Source organism: Streptomyces sp. NPDC093984 (genome assembly GCF_044764595.1).
In the GTDB taxonomy this organism is placed as follows: Bacteria; Actinomycetota; Actinomycetes; order Streptomycetales; family Streptomycetaceae; genus Streptomyces; species Streptomyces cynarae.
Genome location: NZ_JBIWIM010000002.1, coordinates 634,784 through 652,396 on the forward strand (window position 1 = coordinate 634,784; position 17,613 = coordinate 652,396).

The following is a 17,613-nucleotide window of genomic DNA, read 5'->3' on the forward strand; positions in this document are numbered from 1 at the left end:
GCGCCCCCCTGTCATGCCGCAGACATGACATCTGTCATGTCGGAGTGACGACACCCGGCACTGCCGTGCACGCCCCCGGCCCCGGGACGATGGGTCCATGACGACGACAGTGTCGGCCACCGACGTGGTGGTCGGGTTCGATCAGGTGACCAAGGCCTACGGGGACGTACGGGCCGTGGACGGCTTGTCGCTCGAGCTGCACCCGGGGGAGACCGTGGCCCTGCTGGGGCCCAACGGCGCGGGCAAGTCGACCACCCTCGACCTGCTCCTCGGGCTCAAGCCGGCCGACAGCGGCTCCGTGCGCGTGTTCGGGACCAGCCCGCGCGAGGCCATCGTCGCCGGGCGCGTGGGCGCCATGCTGCAGAGCGGCGGCCTGATGGACGAGGTGACGGTCGCCGAACTGGTCAAGCTCGGCTGCGATCTGCACCCGAGGCCGTACAAGGTCACCGACGTGCTCGCCCGCGCGGGCATCGCCCAGATCGCCGACCGCAAGGTCAACAAGCTCTCCGGCGGCCAGGCCCAGCGCGTCCGCTTCGCCCTCGCCACCGCGGGCGACAGCGACCTGATCGTGCTGGACGAGCCGACCACCGGCATGGACGTCTCCGCCCGCCAGGCCTTCTGGGCCACCATGCGGGAGCAGGCGGACCAGGGGCGTACGGTCCTGTTCGCCACGCACTACCTGGAAGAGGCCGACGCGATCGCCGACCGCGTGCTCGTGCTGCACCGCGGGCGGCTCCTCGCCGACGGCACCGCCGCCGAGATCAAGGCCAAGGCCGGCGCCCGGCGCGTCCGCTTCGACCTTCAGGGCCCGATCGACGAGGCCCCGCTGCGCGCGCTGCCGTTCCTGACCGCGATAGACGTTTCCGGGCAGACCGTACGGATCCAGTCCTCCGACGCCGACGCGACCGTCCACGCGCTGTACGGGCTCGGCGTCTACCCCCGCAACCTCGAAGTCGCCGGGCTCGGGCTCGAGCAGGCGTTCGTCGCCATCACCGAGGCCGAGGAGGCCAAGCAGTCATGATCTCGCTCATCCGGCTGGAACTCACCCGCGCCCTGCGCAACCGCAAGTTCCTGTTCTTCTCGGTGATCTACCCGTCGGTGATCTTCCTGCTGGTCTCCAACCAGACGGGCACCGTCGACGGCACCGGCCTGAGCGTCGCGAAGTACGTCATGGTCTCCATGGCCTCCTTCGGTGCCCTGACCGCCGTCCTCATGGGCAACAGCGAGCGCATCGCCAAGGAACGGGAAGGCGGCTGGGTGCGGCAGCTGAGGCTGACCACGCTGCCCGGGCGCGGGTACGTCCTCGCCAAGACGGCCAGCGCGGCCGTGGTGAGCCTGCCCTCCATCGTGGTGGTCTTCCTGGTCGCCGCCGCCGTGAAGGACGTACGGCTGGACGCCTGGCAGTGGTTCGCCCTCACCGGCGCCATCTGGGCCGGCAGCCTGGTCTTCGCCGCGCTCGGCGTCGCCATCGGCTACCTCGCGTCCGGGGACGCGGTGCGCCCGATCACGATGATCGTCTACTTCGGCCTGTCGATCCTCGGCGGCCTGTGGATGCCGTCCTCCTCCTTCCCCACCTGGCTTCAGGACATCGCCAAGTGGCTGCCCACCCACGCGTACGCTGCCCTCGGACAGGCCATCGAACAGAGCCAGGCCCCCCACGCCAGGGACATCGTGATCCTGGTCGTCTTCTTCGCCCTTTTCGCGGGCGGCGCGGCCTGGCTGTACCGGAAGGACACGCTGAAGGCGTGAGCGCCATGACGGAAGACCAGCGGTCGGACGAGGTCCGGGCGGAGCGGCTGATGCGCATGGGCCAGCCGCCCCGCAACCGGAAGGAGCTGCTGCGCAAGACGCTGTGGATCGGCGTGTGGCTGGTGTTCCTGAGCTCGCCGGCCCGGGACCTCGCGTCCGGCCGCCACACCACCGGCGGCACCGTGGCCGGCTGGCTGGGCCTCGCCTCCTTCGTCGCCGTCTATCTGTCGCTGGTCTTCCGGAACATCGGCAGGCCGTACACCCAGCGGTTCGTCACCGGGATACTCGTCGCCCTCGCGGGGCTCGCCACACTGCTGAACCTCACGCTCGGCGCCGAGCACTGGCTGGGACTGTTCGTGTACGTCTCGGTGGCCTGCGGAGCGACGCTCCCGCTGCGCGCCGCGTACTGGGCGATCCCCGCGACGGCCGCCGTGATGGCCCTGGTCGGTTTCCAGGGCGACGCGATGGACACGGTCGAGGGCCTCCTGCTCCTGGTGGTGCTCATCGGCTACGCGATGACGGGCGTCGGCCAGCTCGTACGCACGACGATCGAGCTGCGCAAGGCCCGCGCCACCGTCGCCCAGCTCGCCGCCAACGAGGAGCGGCTGCGCCTGGCCCGCGATCTGCACGACCTGCTCGGCCACTCGCTCTCCCTGATCACGCTGAAGAGCGAGCTGGCCGGCCGCATGCTCCCCGACCACCCCGAGAAGGCGGCCCAGCAGGTCGCCGACATCGAACGGGTCAGCCGTCAGGCCCTCGTCGACGTGCGTGAGGCGGTCACCGGCTACCGGCGCCCGCGCCTGTCCGCGGAACTCGCGGGCGCGCAGGTCGCCCTCACGGCGGCCGGAGTCACGGCGGACATACCCTCGGAACCCGACCTCACCGGGGTCGCGGAGGAGAGCGAGTCCGTCCTCGCCTGGGCGCTGCGCGAGGCGGTCACCAACGTCGTGCGGCACAGCGGCGCCGGCCGCTGCGCGGTTCAGGTGCTGCAACGCCAGACCCTCGACGGGCCGATGCTGGAACTGTCCGTCGAGGACGACGGATCGGGAGGGGCGGGCAACGGCCCGGGCAACGGTCTGACGGGTCTGACCGAGCGTCTGGAGAAGGTCGGCGGCACGCTGGAGGCGGGGCGCGTCCGGCATGGCTTCCGGCTGGTCGCACGCGTGCCCGTGGGTGCCGTGGCCCACGTAGGATCCGGGGCATGAGCCGTACGATCAAGGTCCTGCTCGCCGAGGACCAGTCGATGGTCCGCGAGGCGCTGGCCGCGCTGCTGGGCCTGGAGGAGGACATCGAGGTCGTCGCCCAGGTCGCCCGCGGTGACGAGGTGCTGGCGGCGGCGCGCGCTCATGAGGTGGACGTGGCGCTGCTGGACATCGAGATGCCCGGCGCCACCGGGATCGAGGCGGCGGCCCAGCTGCAGCGCGAGCTGCCGGCGCTGAAGGTGGTCGTGCTGACGACCTTCGGCCGCCCCGGCTATCTGCGCTCCGCGATGGAGGCGGGCGCCGCCGCGTTCCTGGTGAAGGACGCCCCGGCCTCCCAACTCGCCGAGGTGGTACGGAAGGTGCTCGCAGGGGAACGGGTCATCGACCCGACGCTCGCGGCGGCCGCCCTGGCCGACGGCGCCAACCCGCTGACGGAGCGCGAACGCGAGGTCCTGCGCGCGGCGGCGAACGGCGCGACCAACGCCGAGCTGGCGGCGACGCTGCACCTGTCCCAGGGGACGGTCCGGAACTACCTGTCCACCGCCATACAGAAACTGGCGGTGCGGAACAGGGCGGAGGCCGTGCGGATGGCTCGTGAGAAGGGCTGGCTGTAGCCGTACCCCTTCAGTTCAGCATGGCCCGGGCGGCCCGAGCCTGCCCCCGCACACGCTCCGCAGCCGCGTCGTCGACGGCGGAAACGACGTCGGCGTACGCATCGAGCTCCGCGGCCCCCCGCAAGAACTCCCCCCGCTGCACCAGAAGCTGCGCGTGCTCGTACCGCAACCGCGCCGGATGCGACGGCACCAGCAACGACAACTCCACCGCCCACAGGGCGACGTCCGACCGCTCGGGGCGAGCCGCGGCCCACGCCCGGATGTTGTTCAACACCCGCAGTACGACATCCAGCGGATCGGCAGGGGTGAGCATCGAAGGATCGAGCGGCGCCCCCGTGGCGCCGGCGACCAGCATCTCGGCGTCACCCCCGGTCAGCACCCGGCCGCCGTCGAACGGATCGGCCAGCACCTGCTCGTCCGGCGGCCCGAACCCCACGACGAAGTGCCCGGGCAGTGCGACCCCGTACACCGGCGCCCCCGCCCGCCGCGCCACCTCGATCCACACCACCGACAGCAGGATCGGCAACCCGCGCCGCCGCCGCAGCACCGCGTGCAGCAACGACGACTCCAGGCGCTCGTAGTCCGCGGCGGAGCCGTGGAACCCGCAGCGGCCCCCGAGGACGTCCGACAGCGCCTCGGCCCAGGCCCGCGGCCCGTCCGGCCGGAACGGCACCAGCCCGGCCAGCCGGTCCAGCTCGATCTGCGCCGCGTCGATCCCGGCCTCGTCCAGCTCCCCGTCCGCCGCCGCGCCCACGAGCAGGCACAGCGTCACAAGATCGGGCCGCTCGGACCGCACCTCCTCACCGAACCGCCGCCGCACCTCGGCGGCCCGCTCCGGCTCCGGGGGACGGGGGCCACGCATCACAACCTCGAACCCTCTCACGCCGCCGGTCCGCGGGAGCCCTCCGGCTCCCGGTAGTGGTGATATGCATGATGCGCCCCGAAACCCAGTCCCGCGTACAGGGCCCGCGCACCCTCGTTGTCCCTCTCCACCTGCAGCCAGGCCGCCGAGGCGCCCTCGTCCAGGGCCTGCCGGGCCAGCGCCGCCATCACGGCGGTGGCCAGACCCCGCCGGCGCTGCTCCGGGTCGACCTCTACCGCCGCGAAACCGGCCCACCGCCCGTCCACCACGCACCGCCCGATCGCCGCAGGAGCGGCACCCCGAGCCCCCGGCACCGTCGCGAACCACACCGAGGGGCCTTCCCCGCTCTCGGCTTCGCTCGAGCGGGGGGACCTGCAGCCCAGCACCTTCAGGGCCACCTCGCTCAGCCCCTTGCGCTGGTAGCGGGCGAGCCACGCCTCGTCGGCCGTGCGGGACAGCTCCACCCCGGGGGCCTCTCGGTCCGCGAGGGGCGCCAGGGAGCCGGTCCACAGCTCGGCGGTCACTTCCCGCGTCCAGCCACGCGCTTCGAGCTCCGCGCACAGCAGCTCCTGCGTGCCCTCCGCTCCGGTCGCGACCTGTATGTAGGCGGGCAGGCCACGGTCCGCGTACCAGCGTCGTACGGCCGTCAGCGCCTCGTCCAGCGGCATCCCGGGGTCGCCGAGGGGCAGCGCCGAGTTGGCCCGCCGCGTGAACCCGGCGGCCGCGCGCAGCTCCCACTCACCGAGCCGCTCCCGCTCCACCGGCTGCCAGGCCCTGGCGGCGATCCGCACGAGCTCCTCGTAGGACGCCGCGGGACCCCTGCGACGCGCCGGAGCGGCGGGGACGACCTTGCCCGCGACCAGCGACGATTCCGCGATCCGGACGCTTTGACCGTCCCGCCGTGTGATCAGCAGCACACCTTGATCCCATGATGTGAGAACTCCGACCGTGTCGGTGAACTTCTCACCCTCGGCGGCATGTTCGTTCCACCGCCGTACGGAGACGCGTTTTCCCACGTCAGCAGCGGTGATGCGGATCTCGAGCCGTCCGCCCGCAGAGATTTCCACAGGTCAGTTCACCCCTCCTGTTCGGATCATGCCCCGAAACGGAGATACTAGGTGCGGGCATCGACGACGCCGCGCTCCCGCGCGCCAGGCGGCGGAGCCTGAGGAGGCCCGCCAGCGCCCTATCGAGGAGGAACGACAGCGTGACCTACGTCATCGCAGAGCCTTGTGTCGACGTCAAGGACAAGGCGTGCATCGAGGAGTGCCCGGTCGACTGCATCTACGAGGGCCAGCGGTCCTTGTACATCCACCCGGACGAATGCGTCGACTGTGGGGCCTGTGAACCGGTGTGCCCGGTCGAGGCGATCTTCTACGAGGACGACACTCCCGAGGAGTGGAAGGACTACTACAAGGCGAACGTCGAGTTCTTCGACGAGCTCGGCTCGCCCGGTGGCGCCAGCAAGCTGGGGCTGATCGAGCGCGACCACCCCTTCATCGCGGCGCTGCCCCCGATGAACCAGTAAGCGGCGAATCAGTAAGCGGTCTGCACAACCGTGCCGCCTCGGTCCCGTCACGGTGCCTGCCCGCACCGGACGGGACCGATGTGTTGGGAGCCCCTGCGCTCGTACGCTCGTACGGGGGCGCCCGTCGAAGCAGAAAGTGAGCGATCCCCGTGTCCGCAGTCTCCGACCGTCTTCCGACCTTCCCTTGGGACAAGCTGGAGCCGTACAAGAAGACGGCCGCCGGGCACCCGGACGGGATCGTCGACCTGTCCGTCGGCACCCCGGTCGACCCGGTGCCCGAGCTGATCCAGAAGGCGCTGGTCGCGGCGGCGGACTCCCCGGGCTACCCGACCGTCTGGGGCACGCCCGAGCTGCGGGACGCGATCACGGGCTGGGTGGAGCGCCGCCTGGGCGCCCGCGACGTCACCCACCGGCACGTCCTGCCGATCGTCGGCTCCAAGGAGCTCGTCGCCTGGCTCCCGACCCAGCTCGGGCTCGGCCCCGGCGACAAGGTCGCCTACCCGCGCCTGGCCTACCCGACGTACGAGGTCGGCGCGCGCCTGGCCCGCGCGGATCACGTGGCCTACGACGACCCGACGGAGCTGGACCCGAGGGACCTCAAGCTCCTCTGGCTCAACTCACCGTCGAACCCGACGGGCAAGGTGCTGGGCAAGGACGAACTGACGAGGATCGTCGCCTGGGCCCGCGAGCACGGCGTACTGCTGTTCTCCGACGAGTGCTACATCGAGCTGGGCTGGGAGTCCGACCCCGTCTCGGTCCTCCACCCGGACGTGAACGGCGGCTCGTACGACGGCATCGTGTCGGTCCACTCCCTCTCCAAGCGCTCGAACCTGGCGGGCTACCGCGCTGCCTTCCTCGCCGGTGACCCCGCGGTCCTCGGCCCGCTCCTGGAGATCCGCAAGCACGGCGGCATGATGACGTCGGCGCCCACACAGGCCGCCGTGGTGGCCGCGCTGGGCGACGACACGCACGTCCGCGAGCAGCGCGAGCGGTACGCGGCCCGGCGCACGGCCCTGCGCGCCGCCCTCCTGAAGCACGGCTTCCGGATCGAGCACAGCGAGGCGAGCCTGTACCTGTGGGCGACCCGCGACGAGTCCTGCTGGCAGACGGTGGCCCACCTGGCCGACCTGGGCATCCTCGTGGCACCGGGCGACTTCTACGGCGAGGCGGGCGAGAAGTTCGTACGGGTGGCCCTGACGGCGACGGACGAGAGGGTGGCAGCAGCGGTGCAGCGCCTCGGCTAGAGGCACCGCTACCGCTACCGCTGTGGGCAGTCGTGCCTCCCCCAGTGCCTTGACGGCCTGGGGGTGCCCCCGGGGCGATGGGGGTCCCCCTGCTCGAGCGAAGCCGAGAGCTTGGGGGAGGGTGGGCACAGCCCACACCACCGGGCACGGTCCAGCCGAGCTCAGCTGCAACAGACGGAGGGTCCGGGGAAGCTTCCCCGGACCCTCCGCGCAAAGAACCCGACGTCAGCCGCCCAGCGGCAGTCCCTTCGGCAGCCCGCCCTTGGTCGCGCCCCCGAGCAGCCCGCCGGCCTGCCCCGCCGCGTCCCCGGCCACCTTCTGCGCGACCGGCGCCGCCGTGCCGACGACCTTCCCGCCGGTCCGGCTCACCGCCGGCACCGCCTTCCGGGCCGCCTGGCTTCCGGCCTTGACCGCGTGGCTGCCGGTGTCACCCGCGACCCCGGTGACCTGCTGCGCCGCACCGTCGGCCTTCTGGGCCGCGCCGTCGACGGTGGTGCCGACCTGCGCGGTGTCCAGGGCGGTCAGCCCACCGAGGTTCGGGGTGGCCGGCAGATCGGTCGTCGCCGCGCTGGCGGAGCCGGCCGCACCGACCACGGGCGCCGCTCCCGCCGCGATCAGCAGCGCGGCACGGGCGATCCGGTGGGTCAGGGGGAGGGACATGATGCTCCTTAGACGGGAGAGAACGGTGAAGTATTCGACTGCGCCCGGGAGTTCGGCCGATTCGGCTGTTCATCGTTCCGGGCTCGGACGCAGTGACTACCGCTCGAAGCCCGCGAAGGTTGCGGTGGGCCAATGTAAAGAGTTGGCAATGCGTCGCATTATCAGGTGGGGATGAAATCGGGCAAACGGCAACCCGCCGGAAGGCCTGCCGAATCCTTACAGCCCTTTGTTCGCAAGGGGCTCGGCGCATACCCCGAAGGCCCCGCAAAAAAGTGCGCGCCCCGTCGACGAGGCGCGCCGCGCATTACCCGCAGGAGTGAGAACTCGTACTGCTGCCCGGGCTACCCCCCGGTGACGATGCGGACTTCGGTGGCCGACGCCTCCCCGTCGCCGGAGCCGGTCGTACGCCACTCGCCGGCGAAGCCTCCGCGCGACCACTCGCGGCCCGCGAAGGAGACCCGTGAGATGTGCAGCGCCGTGGAGTTGGCCACCGCCCAGTGCGCCAGCTCCCAGCCGCGCTCACGGACGGTCCCCGAAGCGGTGGACCTCTTGGGCACCGGGATCGTCACCGCGTCGTCGGCGGCCCGCGTCGGCGTGGCCGTGGGGGACGGCGACGGGCGCCGGGGGACCACCTCCGCGCCGGCCGTCTGGAGCACGTCGCGCCCGAAGTCCCGTACCAGCGCGGCCCGCACCGCGTCGGGGCCCCCGGTCGCCGTCGGCGCGGGGCGCCCCTGGCAGGTCAGCGTGCCCGCCGCGCGGCCGGTCAGCGCGGCGGCGAGCAGCACGGCGTCCGGCTCGTGCTTGGCGTACGCCTCCGGAAAGCCGCTGCGCTGCACCCGCTGCGCGGCCACCGTCAGCGGCAGACCCGTGTAGTCCGGCACCTTCGCCAGGTGCTCGTAGAACACGCCCGCCGCGTACGTCGGGTCCATGATCTGCTTCTTGGTGCCCCAGCCCTGCGACGGGCGCTGCTGGAACAGGCCGAGGGAATCCCGGTCGCCGTGCTCTATGTTGCGCAGGCCCGACTCCTGCAGGGCGGTCGCGAGCGCGATGGTCACCGCGCGCTCCGGCATGCCGCGAGTGGTGCCGACGGCGGCGATCGTCGCCGCGTTCACCGCCTGCTCCGGAGTGAACTCGTACGAGGCGCCGTCGTCCTTTCCGGAGACGACCCGGCATCTCGGCGCCGCCGAACCGGTGAGGTACTGGACGACGAGATAGCCCGCGACGGCGAGCAGGACCACGAAGGCCGCCCCGAAACGGAGAAAGCGGCCACGACGCACGGAAGGAGGGGACGGCTCTGACACGCCGTACAAGGTACTGGAGGTGAACAGCGGGTTGCCCGGCGCTGTGGACAACTCCTGTGGCAGGCCCGCGCGGTCGGGCGCGCTAGGGTCGAGGACATGGCCGATACCCCGCTTGACCTCACGCTGGACGCCGCTCGGCTCACCGCGCGGCTCGTCGACTTCCCCTCCGAGAGCGGCACCGAGAAGGCTCTCGCGGACGCCATCGAGGCGGCGCTGCGCGCCCTGCCGCACCTGACGGTCGACCGGTACGGCAACAACGTGGTGGCGCGTACGGACCTGGGTCGGCAGCAGCGTGTCATCCTGGCGGGCCACATCGACACGGTCCCGATCGCGGACAACGTGCCCTCCCGCCTGGACGCGGACGGTGTGCTGTGGGGCTGCGGCACCTGCGACATGAAGTCGGGCGTCGCCGTTCAGCTCCGTATCGCGGCGACGGTCCCCGAACCCAACCGTGATCTGACGTTCGTCTTCTACGACAACGAAGAGGTCGACGCACACCTGAACGGCCTGAAGCATGTGTCCGAGGCCCACCCGGAGTGGCTGGAGGGCGACTTCGCGGTGCTGCTCGAGCCCTCCGACGGCCAGGTCGAGGGCGGCTGCCAGGGCACGCTGCGGGTGCAGCTGAGGACCAGGGGCGAGCGGGCCCACTCGGCGCGCGGCTGGATGGGCTCGAACGCGATCCACGCGGCGGCCCCGATCCTGGCCCGCCTGGCAGCCTACGAACCGCGCCATCCGGTGATCGACGGGCTGGAGTACCGGGAGGGCCTGAACGCGGTCGCCGTCTCCGGCGGGGTGGCCGGGAACGTGATCCCCGACGAATGCCTCGTGACGGTCAACTTCCGGTACGCGCCGGACCGCAGCGAGGAGGAGGCGGTCGCGCACGTCCGTGAGGTGTTCGCGGACTGCGGCGTGGCGGAGTTCGAGGTGGTCGACCAGAGCGGCGGCGCCCTGCCGGGGCTGTCGCACCCGGCCGCGGCGGCGTTCATCGAGGCGGTCGGGGGCACCCCGATGCCCAAGTACGGCTGGACGGACGTCGCCCGCTTCAGCGCGCTCGGCGTCCCGGCGGTCAACTACGGTCCCGGCAACCCGCTCTTGGCGCACAAGCGGGACGAGCGGGTGGAGACGGCGAAGGTCCTCACCGCGGAGGAGCGTCTGCGGGCCTGGCTGACGTCCTGACCTGCCGCCGGACGTGGGGGACGGTCGTCCGAGCCGGACATCCGCACGTCCCCCCTCCGTAACCCGCGCGGATCTACGCTGGGGTGGAACCACCCCCGAGCGGAGGGAGCGCACATGCCTACCGGCAACCCCGAGGGGAAGAAGATTCCGCCGGATGAGCAGCGGCTCGGTCCGGTGCTGCGCAGACGGAGCCAGGTGACGAGGAGCACCACGGACCAGCGGCTGCTGGACGAGCGCGCCCCCACCGACTGGGTCCACACGGACCCGTGGCGTGTCCTGCGCATCCAGTCGGAGTTCATCGAGGGTTTCGGCACGCTGGCCGAACTCCCACCCGCGATCAGCGTGTTCGGCTCGGCGCGGACGCCGGTGGACTCGCCGGAGTACGACGCGGGTGTACGGCTCGGGCGCGGCCTGGTGGAGGCGGGCTGGGCGGTGATCACTGGTGGTGGCCCGGGCGCGATGGAGGCGGCGAACAAGGGGGCCTGCGAGGCGAAGGGGATCTCGGTCGGCCTCGGCATCGAGCTGCCGTTCGAGCAGGGGCTGAACCCGTACGTCGACATCGGCCTGAACTTCCGCTACTTCTTCGTCCGCAAGATGATGTTCGTCAAGTACGCGCAGGGGTTCGTGGTCCTGCCGGGCGGCCTCGGCACGCTGGACGAACTGTTCGAGGCGCTGACCCTGGTCCAGACCCAGAAGGTGACCCGCTTCCCGATCGTGCTGTACGGCACGTCGTACTGGGGCGGCCTGGTCGACTGGCTCAAGAACACCCTGGTGGCCCAGGGCAAGGCCTCGGAGAAGGACCTGCTCCTGTTCCACCTCACGGACGACGTGGACGAGGCGGTGGCCCTGGTCTCCAAGGAGGCGGGACGCTAGGCGCTGAGCCTGAACCGGGGCGGCGGGGTCACCGGGGTTCGGCTACGCCCCCGGCGCGGCGGCTGCCGCCCTCGGGGCTTCGCCTCCGGCCCCGTTTGGGCCTTCGGCCTGGGGGCCGCGAGACGGGGTGGCTCGGGCCAGTACCCGGCTGCGGCTCGTCCGTGGCTGGTCGCGCAGTTCACCGCGCCCCTTCGGGGTGCGCAGCCCCGGTTCTCCGTAGCCCCGGAAGCAGCCCCCCGGCCGCGGCCCAGGGGCGCTGTGGGACGGGTAGGGGCGGTGGGGGCGAGGAAAGACTCCGTCAGGCCAGGCCCCGGCGGGCCACCGCCGGCGGCCGGTGGCCCGCGATCGACGCCACCATGTCCAGCACCTGCCGCGTCTCCGCCACCTCGTGCACCCGGTACACCTGCGCCCCCAGCCACGCCGACACAGCCGTCGTCGCCAACGTCCCCAACACCCGTTCCTTCACGGGCTTGTCCAGCGTCTCCCCGACGAAGTCCTTGTTGGACAGCGACACCAGCACCGGCCACCCCGTGGCGACCATCTCGTCCAGCCGCCGCGTCGCCTCCAGGCTGTGCCGTGTGTTCTTCCCGAAGTCGTGGCCGGGGTCGATCAGGACCGACTCGCGCGGCACCCCGAGAGCCACCGCCCGCTCCGCCAGCCCCACCGTCACCTTCAGAATGTCGGCCATGACGTCGTCGTACGTCACCCGGTGCGGCCGTGTCCGAGGCAGCGCGCCCCCCGCGTGCGTGCACACCAGCCCCACCCGGTACCGCGCCGCCACCTCCGCGAGCCGTGGATCGACCCCGCCCCACGCGTCGTTCAGGAGATCGGCGCCCGCCTCGCACACGGCCTCGCCGACCTCGTGCCGCCAGGTGTCCACGCTGATCACGACGTCCGGGAAGCGCCGTCGCACCTCCGCGACGAAACCGACCGTCCGCCGCGCCTCCTCCTCGGCCGTGACCTCCTCGCCCGGCCCGGCCTTCACCCCGCCGATGTCGATGATCGCGGCACCCTCGGCCACCGCCCGCTCCACGCGCGCGAGGGCAGGCTCGTCGCGGAACGTGGCCCCCTGGTCGTAGAAGGAGTCCGGGGTCCGGTTCACGATCGCCATGATCACCGGCTCGTGCTCGCCGAATTCTCGCCTGCCCAGCCTGAGCATCCCCTGTGACCTCTCCCAGTCCGTCCCGTTCCTCGGCCGCCTGTGACCTTAATTGTCAGCGACGCATGGCACGATCTGACCCAGAGAGAAAGACAGACTCGACATCGGCACTTCCGCGTCGGCGCGCAGCGCGCCGGCACCGAGCGTGGGGACTTAAGTGATGCTCATGTTCTTGTTCCTGGTCGTCGCGCTCGCCGTCGTGGTCGCCGCGGTGACACTGGCCGTGGTGGGAGGCGGCGAGAGCACCCCGCTGCCGGAGGCGGCCCCCGAGCGGTTCGACGACCCGCTCCCGCCGGACCGCCCCGTCGGCCGCGACGACGTGGAGGCCCTGCGCTTCCCGCTCGCCGTCCGGGGCTACCGCATGGCAGACGTGGACGACGCGCTGGGCCGCCTCGGCGCCGAGATCGCCGAGCGGGACGCCCGTATCGCCGACCTGGAGACCGCGCTCGCCGGCGCCCGCGCCGCCGGACCGGCAGGGGACGAGCGGACCGAAGGAGACCCCCGGTGAGCGGTGCGGCCATCGCGGGGCCCGACGGCGTGCTGCGCTGCCCCTGGGCACTGTCCACCGAGGACTACGTGGCGTACCACGACGAGGAGTGGGGCCGCCCGGTCCACGGCGACGACGCGCTGTACGAGCGGCTGTGCCTGGAGGCGTTCCAGTCGGGCCTGTCGTGGATCACGATCCTTCGCCGCCGCGAGGGCTTCCGGGCCGCCTTCGCCGACTTCCGGATCGCCAAGGTGGCCGCGTTCACGGACGCCGACCAGGAGCGTCTGCTCGCCGACCCGGGCATCATCCGCAACCGCGCCAAGATCGAGGCGACGCTGGCCAACGCGCGCGTGCTTGCCGAGTGGGCCCCGGGCGAGCTCGACGAGCTGATCTGGTCGTACGCCCCCGACGGGGCATCCCGCCCGGCTCCGGCGACCCTGGCCGACGTCCCCGCGGTCACAGAGGAGTCGACAGCGCTCTCCAGGGCCCTGAAGAAGCGCGGCATACGCTTCGTCGGCCCGACCACGGCGTACGCGCTGATGCAGGCCTGCGGCCTGGTGAACGACCACCTGGCGGACTGCGCCGCCCGCGGCGACTGACTCCCGCCGATCGACCGGGGGCGGCGCACGGCCATCAGCCGCGGACCTACCGGCCCAGGTACTTCGGCCTCTCCTTGTTCACGAACGCCTCCACCGCGATCGCGTGGTCGTCGGACGAGCCCGCCCGTGTCTGGAGCGCGTCCTCCTTCTCCAGGGTCTCCTCCAAGGAGTGGGTCAGCCCGTAGGCCACCGCCTCCTTGATCGCCGCGTACGCCACGGTCGGCCCCTCGGCGAGCGCCACGGCCACCTTCTCCGCCTCGGTCCGCAGCTCGTCCGCGGGGACGACCCGGTTCGCGATGCCCAGCTCCAACGCCTCCTGGGCGCCGATGCTCCGCGGGAAGAGCAGCAGGTCGGCCGCGCGCCCGGGACCGACCACGCGGGGCAGCGTCCAGGAGACGCCCGAATCGGCCGTCAGCGCGACCCCCGCGAACGACGTGTTGAAGGACGCGGTGCCCGACACGATCCGGTAGTCCGCGGCCAGCGCGAAACCGAAGCCGGCTCCGGCCGCGACGCCGTTCACCGCGGCCACCACCGGCTTGGGCGCGCCCGCCAGCGCCCGGACGATCGGGTTGTAGTGCTCCCGGACCGTGCTCATCGTCCGGCCCGAGCCGGTCTCCCGGTCGGCGGCCAGCAGCCCGATGTGCTCCTTGAGGTCCTGCCCCACGCAGAACGCCCGGTCCCCGGCGGCGGTGAGCAGGATCGCGCGTACGGAGCCGTCGTCCGCCGCGGACCGCACCGCGTCCCGAAGGGCGACCTTGGTCGCGATGTTCAGCGCGTTCATCGCCTCGGGACGGTTCAGCGTGATCGTCGCGAGTCCGTCGCTCACCTCGTAGAGCACGGTGTCGGCCATGGTGGTCCCCTCCGGTGTCGCGCCTCGGGCGTACCGGCCGGTACGCCCGCGTCCGAAGGACAGCATGGCCGAGATCACCGTCCGCGGAACGGACCGTACGTGTGACCTGCGTCAAAGAATTCCCGCGGGGATCAGGTCGGCGGATGTCCGTGCGAGGGCGAAGTATCACAGTCACATCGCCGAATTGAGTGGTTTTGCTCGCGCGTGTTGCCCAAGCGATGCCGACTGATGTTGGTCATCGGGTCATGAGATGCGGGATAATGGCCTGGAAGCAATGTGTTCGATGCCGGTGTCGCGTGTCCTGTGAAGGATCGCGTGCCCTTCAAGGGGCCGTCGGCTGACGATGAGCTGGTTTCAGGAAGGGGAACGAGCATGGCGGCCATGAAGCCGCGGACGGGCGACGGCCCGCTCGAGGTGACCAAGGAGGGGCGGGGCATCGTCATGCGCGTTCCGCTCGAAGGCGGCGGTCGGCTCGTCGTCGAGCTGACCCCGGACGAGGCCGACGCGCTCGGCGACGCCCTCAAGAAGGTCGTCGGCTGACGCGGCAGACCCCGGATTTCAGCTGCCCCGGCATCGTACGCGGTGCCGGGGACCGCTTTTTCCAGGGGGGCTTCCCGGGGGTGCTTCGACCCGGACGGCCCACCCACCCCGCCCTCCATGCCGTGCTCACCGCCTGACCGCGCACAGCAGTCCGTCCCCGACCGGGAGCAGCGAGGGCACGAGGTCGGGGCTCTCGCGCACCGTGCGCAGCAGCTCCCGCAGCCGCAGCACCTCGGTGGGCTGCGGCCCCGAGTCGACCGTGCGGCCGTTGGCGAAGGCGCCCTCGAAGACGACGAGCCCGCCGGGACGCAGCAGACGCAACGATTCGGCAAGGTATTCGAGCACCTCGAGCCGGTCGCCGTCGCAGAAGACGAGGTCGTAGCCGGCGTCCGCGAGCCGCGGCAGGACGTCCAGGGCGCGGCCCGGGATGAAGCGGGCCCGGTTGCTGGCGAAGCCGGAGGCGCGGAAGGCCTGGCGGGCGAACTGCTGGTGCTCCGGTTCCGGATCCACCGTGGTCAGCACGCCGTCCGGCCGCATGCCGTGCAGCAGGTGGATCCCGGAGACACCGCATCCCGTCCCGATCTCCGCCACCGCCTTGGCGTCCACGGTGGCGGCGAGCATGCGCAGCGCGGCGCCCGTGCCGGGCGACACCGAGCGCAGCCCTGCTTCACGGGCCCGTTCCCGGGCCCAGCGCAGCGCGTCGTCCTCGGCGACATAGGCGTCGGCGAACGCCCAGCTCGTCTGCCGGTTGCCGGTAATGACCCTCTCCTGTCCCCGTGATTGCTTGGGCGTGACTGTATCCGTTGACGGCGGGAACCCGCAGATGGGACCGGGCGTTGAGGAGAGTGGGAAGAGGGCGCGGGGAAGGACCGGGACAGACGCGTGGACGTGGGTGCCGAGCAAGTGCTGACGCAGCCGTATCAGCGGGCATCAAATTCCCGTAAAACCGCTTATCCGGAGCTAACGGGCGAGGTGGCTATGGTAGGGGCTCCACTGGACACCACCAGAGCCGACAGGGGAGGTGCGGCTGCGCCTGCGGATCGGGGAGGGGTGCTACGGCTCCTTCTCAGGTCATCGGGTGAGCCGAAATCCGTGACTGACATCGCTGACACCCACCACGCTGCCGACACCGCGCAGATCGCGACCTTCGCCACCGACGCGGACGCGCAGGCGTGGACTCCGCCCACCTGGGAGGAGATCGTCAGCACTCACAGCGGCCGGGTCTACCGGCTGGCGTATCGCCTGACCGGGAACCAGCACGACGCCGAGGACCTCACCCAGGAGGTCTTCGTACGGGTATTCCGCTCCCTGTCGACGTACACGCCCGGCACGTTCGAGGGCTGGCTGCACCGCATCACCACGAACCTCTTCCTGGACATGGTCCGCCGCAAGCAGCGCATCCGCTTCGACGCGCTCGGCGAGGACGCGGCGGAGCGACTGGCGAGCCGTGAGCCGACGCCGCAGCAGGTCCTGCACGACGCGCACTTCGACGCGGACGTCCAGCAGGCGCTGGACACGCTCGCGCCCGAGTTCCGAGCGGCCGTGGTCCTGTGCGACATCGAAGGGCTGTCCTACGAGGAGATCGCCGCGACCCTGGGCGTCAAGCTCGGCACGGTGCGCTCCCGGATCCACCGCGGCCGCTCGCAGCTGCGCAAGGCGCTCGCGCACCGGGCGCCTCAGTCCCGCGCGGCCGAGCGCCGCTCCTTCGTGCCCCGGGTGCCCGCGCTGGGGGGAGGGGGCGCGACCGCGTGAGTGGATCCCGTCGCCCCACACCGGCAGAGCAGCACCTGGGAGACCGCCTTTCCGCCCTGGTGGACGGAGAGCTCGGTCATGAGATGCGCGAGCGCGTGCTGGCCCATCTGGCCACGTGCGCGAAGTGCAAGGCCGAGGCCGACGCCCAGCGCCGGCTGAAGAACGTCTTCGCCGAGGCGGCCCCGCCGCCACCCTCCGAGAGCTTCCTGGCCCGCCTCCAGGGCCTGCCCACGGGAGGTGACGTCGACGGCGGTGGCACGCCGCTCGGCGGGGGAGGTTTCGGCAGAAGACTCCAGAGCAGCACCGGGCTGCCCGCGCGGCCCGGCGTCTTCGGAGTGAGGGGTGAGCCCTTCGGCTACGTCCCCTCGGGCCCGCACGCCGCGGCGCTGTCGCCCTCCGACAGCCGCGCCCTCCGCGGGGACCGTGTCCTCCCGGAGGACGGCGGCTTCCGTATCCATCCCGTCGGCCGGCAGGAGAGCGAGCGGCCGGCGTCCCGTGGGCGGCGTTTCGCGTTCGTCGCCGCCGGCGCCGTCTCGCTGGCCGCGCTGGCGCTCGGCGGCGTGTCCGGCGTGGGCGGTGACACCGGAGTGGAGGCGCGCGGCGGTTCCGGGGCCGGGAGCAATGTGACCCCGATGCGCTCACCGGGGACAGGCGGTGTCACGTCGCCCGAGACGCAGCGCCGGCGATCCACCGGAGCGCTGCTCGAGCAGCGCGCGCTGGACCGGACGCCCGTCGCGCCCACGCAGTCCTCGGCGCCGTTGCTTCCCGGAGTGCCCGCTCCCGGCGTCCAGGACGTCTCGGAGATCCGCGCGCTGACCGCTCCTGTGGTGGCCGGGGCGGCGGCGATGTCCCCTCTCATACGCCCGCTCACCGAGACCGGACCCTTCGCGCTGCCGACGGCCCCCCGGCCGACGGCTCCCGGCCTGCTGGCCCGCCCGGTGCCGTCCACGTCCGCCACACCCTCGCCCTCCTCCAACACCGGCCACTGAGCGGCTGCGCGGCCGCGCGGGGAACCTG

The 17,613-nt window shown here is 72.0% G+C and carries 20 protein-coding genes; 13 read left to right on the forward strand and 7 right to left on the reverse strand.

Going from position 1 to position 17,613, the window contains the following annotated elements; genetic code table 11:
• The first annotated feature begins 97 nt into the window (after positions 1–97).
• Genes ACIRC0_RS10655 through ACIRC0_RS10670 form a run of 4 tightly spaced genes read left to right on the forward strand, consistent with a single transcriptional unit; the run spans position 98 to position 3,565 of the window.
• Positions 98–1,021 (forward strand): ABC transporter ATP-binding protein, encoded by a 924-nt coding sequence (locus tag ACIRC0_RS10655; RefSeq protein WP_403613998.1) that lies wholly within the window; start codon positions 98–100, stop codon positions 1,019–1,021.
• Positions 1,018–1,749 carry an ABC transporter permease gene (locus ACIRC0_RS10660; RefSeq protein WP_403614001.1) on the forward strand — a complete coding sequence of 244 codons (732 nt, stop codon included), beginning with the start codon at positions 1,018–1,020 and terminating at the stop codon, positions 1,747–1,749. The genes ACIRC0_RS10655 and ACIRC0_RS10660 overlap by 4 nt, the downstream gene beginning before the upstream one ends.
• 5 nt (positions 1,750–1,754) lie before the next feature.
• Positions 1,755–2,954 carry a sensor histidine kinase gene (locus ACIRC0_RS10665; protein WP_403614711.1) on the forward strand — a complete coding sequence of 400 codons (1,200 nt, stop codon included), beginning with the start codon at positions 1,755–1,757 and terminating at the stop codon, positions 2,952–2,954.
• Positions 2,951–3,565, forward strand: coding sequence for a response regulator transcription factor (locus tag ACIRC0_RS10670; RefSeq protein WP_403614003.1), 615 nt, complete (start codon positions 2,951–2,953; stop codon positions 3,563–3,565). Before ACIRC0_RS10665 ends, ACIRC0_RS10670 begins: the two co-directional genes overlap by 4 nt.
• 10 nt (positions 3,566–3,575) lie before the next feature.
• On the opposite strand, the gene ACIRC0_RS10675 is transcribed toward ACIRC0_RS10670, so the two are convergent.
• Both ACIRC0_RS10675 and ACIRC0_RS10680 read right to left on the reverse strand, forming a co-directional pair.
• Positions 3,576–4,427 (reverse strand): tetratricopeptide repeat protein, encoded by an 852-nt coding sequence (locus ACIRC0_RS10675; protein ID WP_403614005.1) that lies wholly within the window; start codon positions 4,425–4,427, stop codon positions 3,576–3,578.
• A 17-nt stretch (positions 4,428–4,444) separates the two neighbouring features.
• Positions 4,445–5,494: a GNAT family N-acetyltransferase gene (locus ACIRC0_RS10680; RefSeq protein ID WP_403614008.1), complete on the reverse strand. Its 1,050-nt coding sequence runs from the start codon at positions 5,492–5,494 to the stop codon at positions 4,445–4,447.
• 140 nt (positions 5,495–5,634) lie between these two features.
• Here ACIRC0_RS10680 and fdxA point away from each other — a divergent pair, with 140 nt between their 5' ends.
• The gene (fdxA, locus tag ACIRC0_RS10685; RefSeq protein ID WP_043443616.1) at positions 5,635–5,955 is read left to right on the forward strand and encodes a ferredoxin; all 321 of its coding nucleotides are present in this window, start codon (positions 5,635–5,637) and stop codon (positions 5,953–5,955) included.
• Positions 5,956–6,104: 149 nt separating this feature from the next.
• Entirely contained in the window at positions 6,105–7,199 is a 1,095-nt protein-coding gene (locus ACIRC0_RS10690) for a bifunctional succinyldiaminopimelate transaminase/glutamate-prephenate aminotransferase (RefSeq protein ID WP_403614011.1), read from the forward strand.
• Positions 7,200–7,424: 225 nt separating this feature from the next.
• Here ACIRC0_RS10690 and ACIRC0_RS10695 read toward each other — a convergent pair whose 3' ends face one another.
• Entirely contained in the window at positions 7,425–7,859 is a 435-nt protein-coding gene (locus ACIRC0_RS10695; RefSeq protein ID WP_403614013.1) for an ATP-binding protein, read from the reverse strand.
• A gap of 341 nt (positions 7,860–8,200) precedes the next feature.
• Complete coding sequence (locus ACIRC0_RS10700) at positions 8,201–9,136, reverse strand: heavy metal transporter (RefSeq protein ID WP_403614015.1); 936 nt, start codon at positions 9,134–9,136, stop codon at positions 8,201–8,203.
• Between the two features lie 120 nt (positions 9,137–9,256).
• Between ACIRC0_RS10700 and dapE the strand changes: the two genes are divergently transcribed.
• Together dapE and ACIRC0_RS10710 are read left to right on the forward strand one after the other, a co-directional pair.
• On the forward strand, positions 9,257–10,336 hold the full coding sequence (gene dapE / locus ACIRC0_RS10705) for a succinyl-diaminopimelate desuccinylase (RefSeq protein WP_403614017.1): 1,080 nt from the start codon (positions 9,257–9,259) through the stop codon (positions 10,334–10,336).
• A gap of 114 nt (positions 10,337–10,450) precedes the next feature.
• Positions 10,451–11,209 (forward strand): TIGR00730 family Rossman fold protein, encoded by a 759-nt coding sequence (locus ACIRC0_RS10710; RefSeq protein ID WP_403614020.1) that lies wholly within the window; start codon positions 10,451–10,453, stop codon positions 11,207–11,209.
• A gap of 298 nt (positions 11,210–11,507) precedes the next feature.
• On the opposite strand, the gene folP is transcribed toward ACIRC0_RS10710, so the two are convergent.
• Positions 11,508–12,368, reverse strand: coding sequence for a dihydropteroate synthase (gene folP, locus ACIRC0_RS10715; protein WP_403614023.1), 861 nt, complete (start codon positions 12,366–12,368; stop codon positions 11,508–11,510).
• 160 nt (positions 12,369–12,528) lie between these two features.
• Here folP and ACIRC0_RS10720 point away from each other — a divergent pair, with 160 nt between their 5' ends.
• Entirely contained in the window at positions 12,529–12,876 is a 348-nt protein-coding gene (locus ACIRC0_RS10720; protein ID WP_403614025.1) for a DivIVA domain-containing protein, read from the forward strand.
• Positions 12,873–13,454 (forward strand): DNA-3-methyladenine glycosylase I, encoded by a 582-nt coding sequence (locus ACIRC0_RS10725; RefSeq protein WP_403614027.1) that lies wholly within the window; start codon positions 12,873–12,875, stop codon positions 13,452–13,454. Before ACIRC0_RS10720 ends, ACIRC0_RS10725 begins: the two co-directional genes overlap by 4 nt.
• A gap of 46 nt (positions 13,455–13,500) precedes the next feature.
• Here ACIRC0_RS10725 and ACIRC0_RS10730 read toward each other — a convergent pair whose 3' ends face one another.
• Positions 13,501–14,304 (reverse strand): enoyl-CoA hydratase/isomerase family protein, encoded by an 804-nt coding sequence (locus tag ACIRC0_RS10730; RefSeq protein ID WP_403614030.1) that lies wholly within the window; start codon positions 14,302–14,304, stop codon positions 13,501–13,503.
• Positions 14,305–14,676: 372 nt separating this feature from the next.
• On the opposite strand from ACIRC0_RS10730, the gene ACIRC0_RS10735 reads away from it, so the two are divergent.
• Positions 14,677–14,844 carry a DUF3117 domain-containing protein gene (locus ACIRC0_RS10735; protein WP_003966491.1) on the forward strand — a complete coding sequence of 56 codons (168 nt, stop codon included), beginning with the start codon at positions 14,677–14,679 and terminating at the stop codon, positions 14,842–14,844.
• 126 nt (positions 14,845–14,970) lie between these two features.
• Here the strand turns inward: ACIRC0_RS10735 and ACIRC0_RS10740 are convergent, their stop codons facing one another.
• Positions 14,971–15,669 (reverse strand): O-methyltransferase, encoded by a 699-nt coding sequence (locus ACIRC0_RS10740; protein WP_403614714.1) that lies wholly within the window; start codon positions 15,667–15,669, stop codon positions 14,971–14,973.
• A gap of 225 nt (positions 15,670–15,894) precedes the next feature.
• On the opposite strand from ACIRC0_RS10740, the gene sigE reads away from it, so the two are divergent.
• Complete coding sequence (gene sigE, locus ACIRC0_RS10745) at positions 15,895–16,596, forward strand: RNA polymerase sigma factor SigE (protein WP_403614033.1); 702 nt, start codon at positions 15,895–15,897, stop codon at positions 16,594–16,596.
• The gene (locus ACIRC0_RS10750) at positions 16,593–17,585 is read left to right on the forward strand and encodes a zf-HC2 domain-containing protein (protein WP_403614036.1); all 993 of its coding nucleotides are present in this window, start codon (positions 16,593–16,595) and stop codon (positions 17,583–17,585) included. The genes sigE and ACIRC0_RS10750 overlap by 4 nt, the downstream gene beginning before the upstream one ends.
• The last annotated feature ends 28 nt before the right edge of the window (positions 17,586–17,613 follow it).

Bases quoted from the DNA above. Each gene is read 5' to 3' on its own strand.
- ACIRC0_RS10655 (WP_403613998.1), top strand. From the start codon at position 98: ATGACGACGACAGTGTCGGCCACCGACGTGGTGGTCGGGTTCGATCAG.
- ACIRC0_RS10660 (WP_403614001.1), top strand. From the start codon at position 1,018: ATGATCTCGCTCATCCGGCTGGAACTCACCCGCGCCCTGCGCAACCGC.
- ACIRC0_RS10665 (WP_403614711.1), top strand. From the start codon at position 1,755: ATGACGGAAGACCAGCGGTCGGACGAGGTCCGGGCGGAGCGGCTGATG.
- ACIRC0_RS10670 (WP_403614003.1), top strand. From the start codon at position 2,951: ATGAGCCGTACGATCAAGGTCCTGCTCGCCGAGGACCAGTCGATGGTC.
- ACIRC0_RS10675 (WP_403614005.1), bottom strand. From the start codon at position 4,427: ATGCGTGGCCCCCGTCCCCCGGAGCCGGAGCGGGCCGCCGAGGTGCGG.
- ACIRC0_RS10695 (WP_403614013.1), bottom strand. From the start codon at position 7,859: ATGTCCCTCCCCCTGACCCACCGGATCGCCCGTGCCGCGCTGCTGATC.
- dapE (WP_403614017.1), top strand. From the start codon at position 9,257: ATGGCCGATACCCCGCTTGACCTCACGCTGGACGCCGCTCGGCTCACC.
- ACIRC0_RS10710 (WP_403614020.1), top strand. From the start codon at position 10,451: ATGCCTACCGGCAACCCCGAGGGGAAGAAGATTCCGCCGGATGAGCAG.
- folP (WP_403614023.1), bottom strand. From the start codon at position 12,368: ATGCTCAGGCTGGGCAGGCGAGAATTCGGCGAGCACGAGCCGGTGATC.
- ACIRC0_RS10720 (WP_403614025.1), top strand. From the start codon at position 12,529: ATGCTCATGTTCTTGTTCCTGGTCGTCGCGCTCGCCGTCGTGGTCGCC.
- ACIRC0_RS10730 (WP_403614030.1), bottom strand. From the start codon at position 14,304: ATGGCCGACACCGTGCTCTACGAGGTGAGCGACGGACTCGCGACGATC.
- ACIRC0_RS10735 (WP_003966491.1), top strand. From the start codon at position 14,677: ATGGCGGCCATGAAGCCGCGGACGGGCGACGGCCCGCTCGAGGTGACC.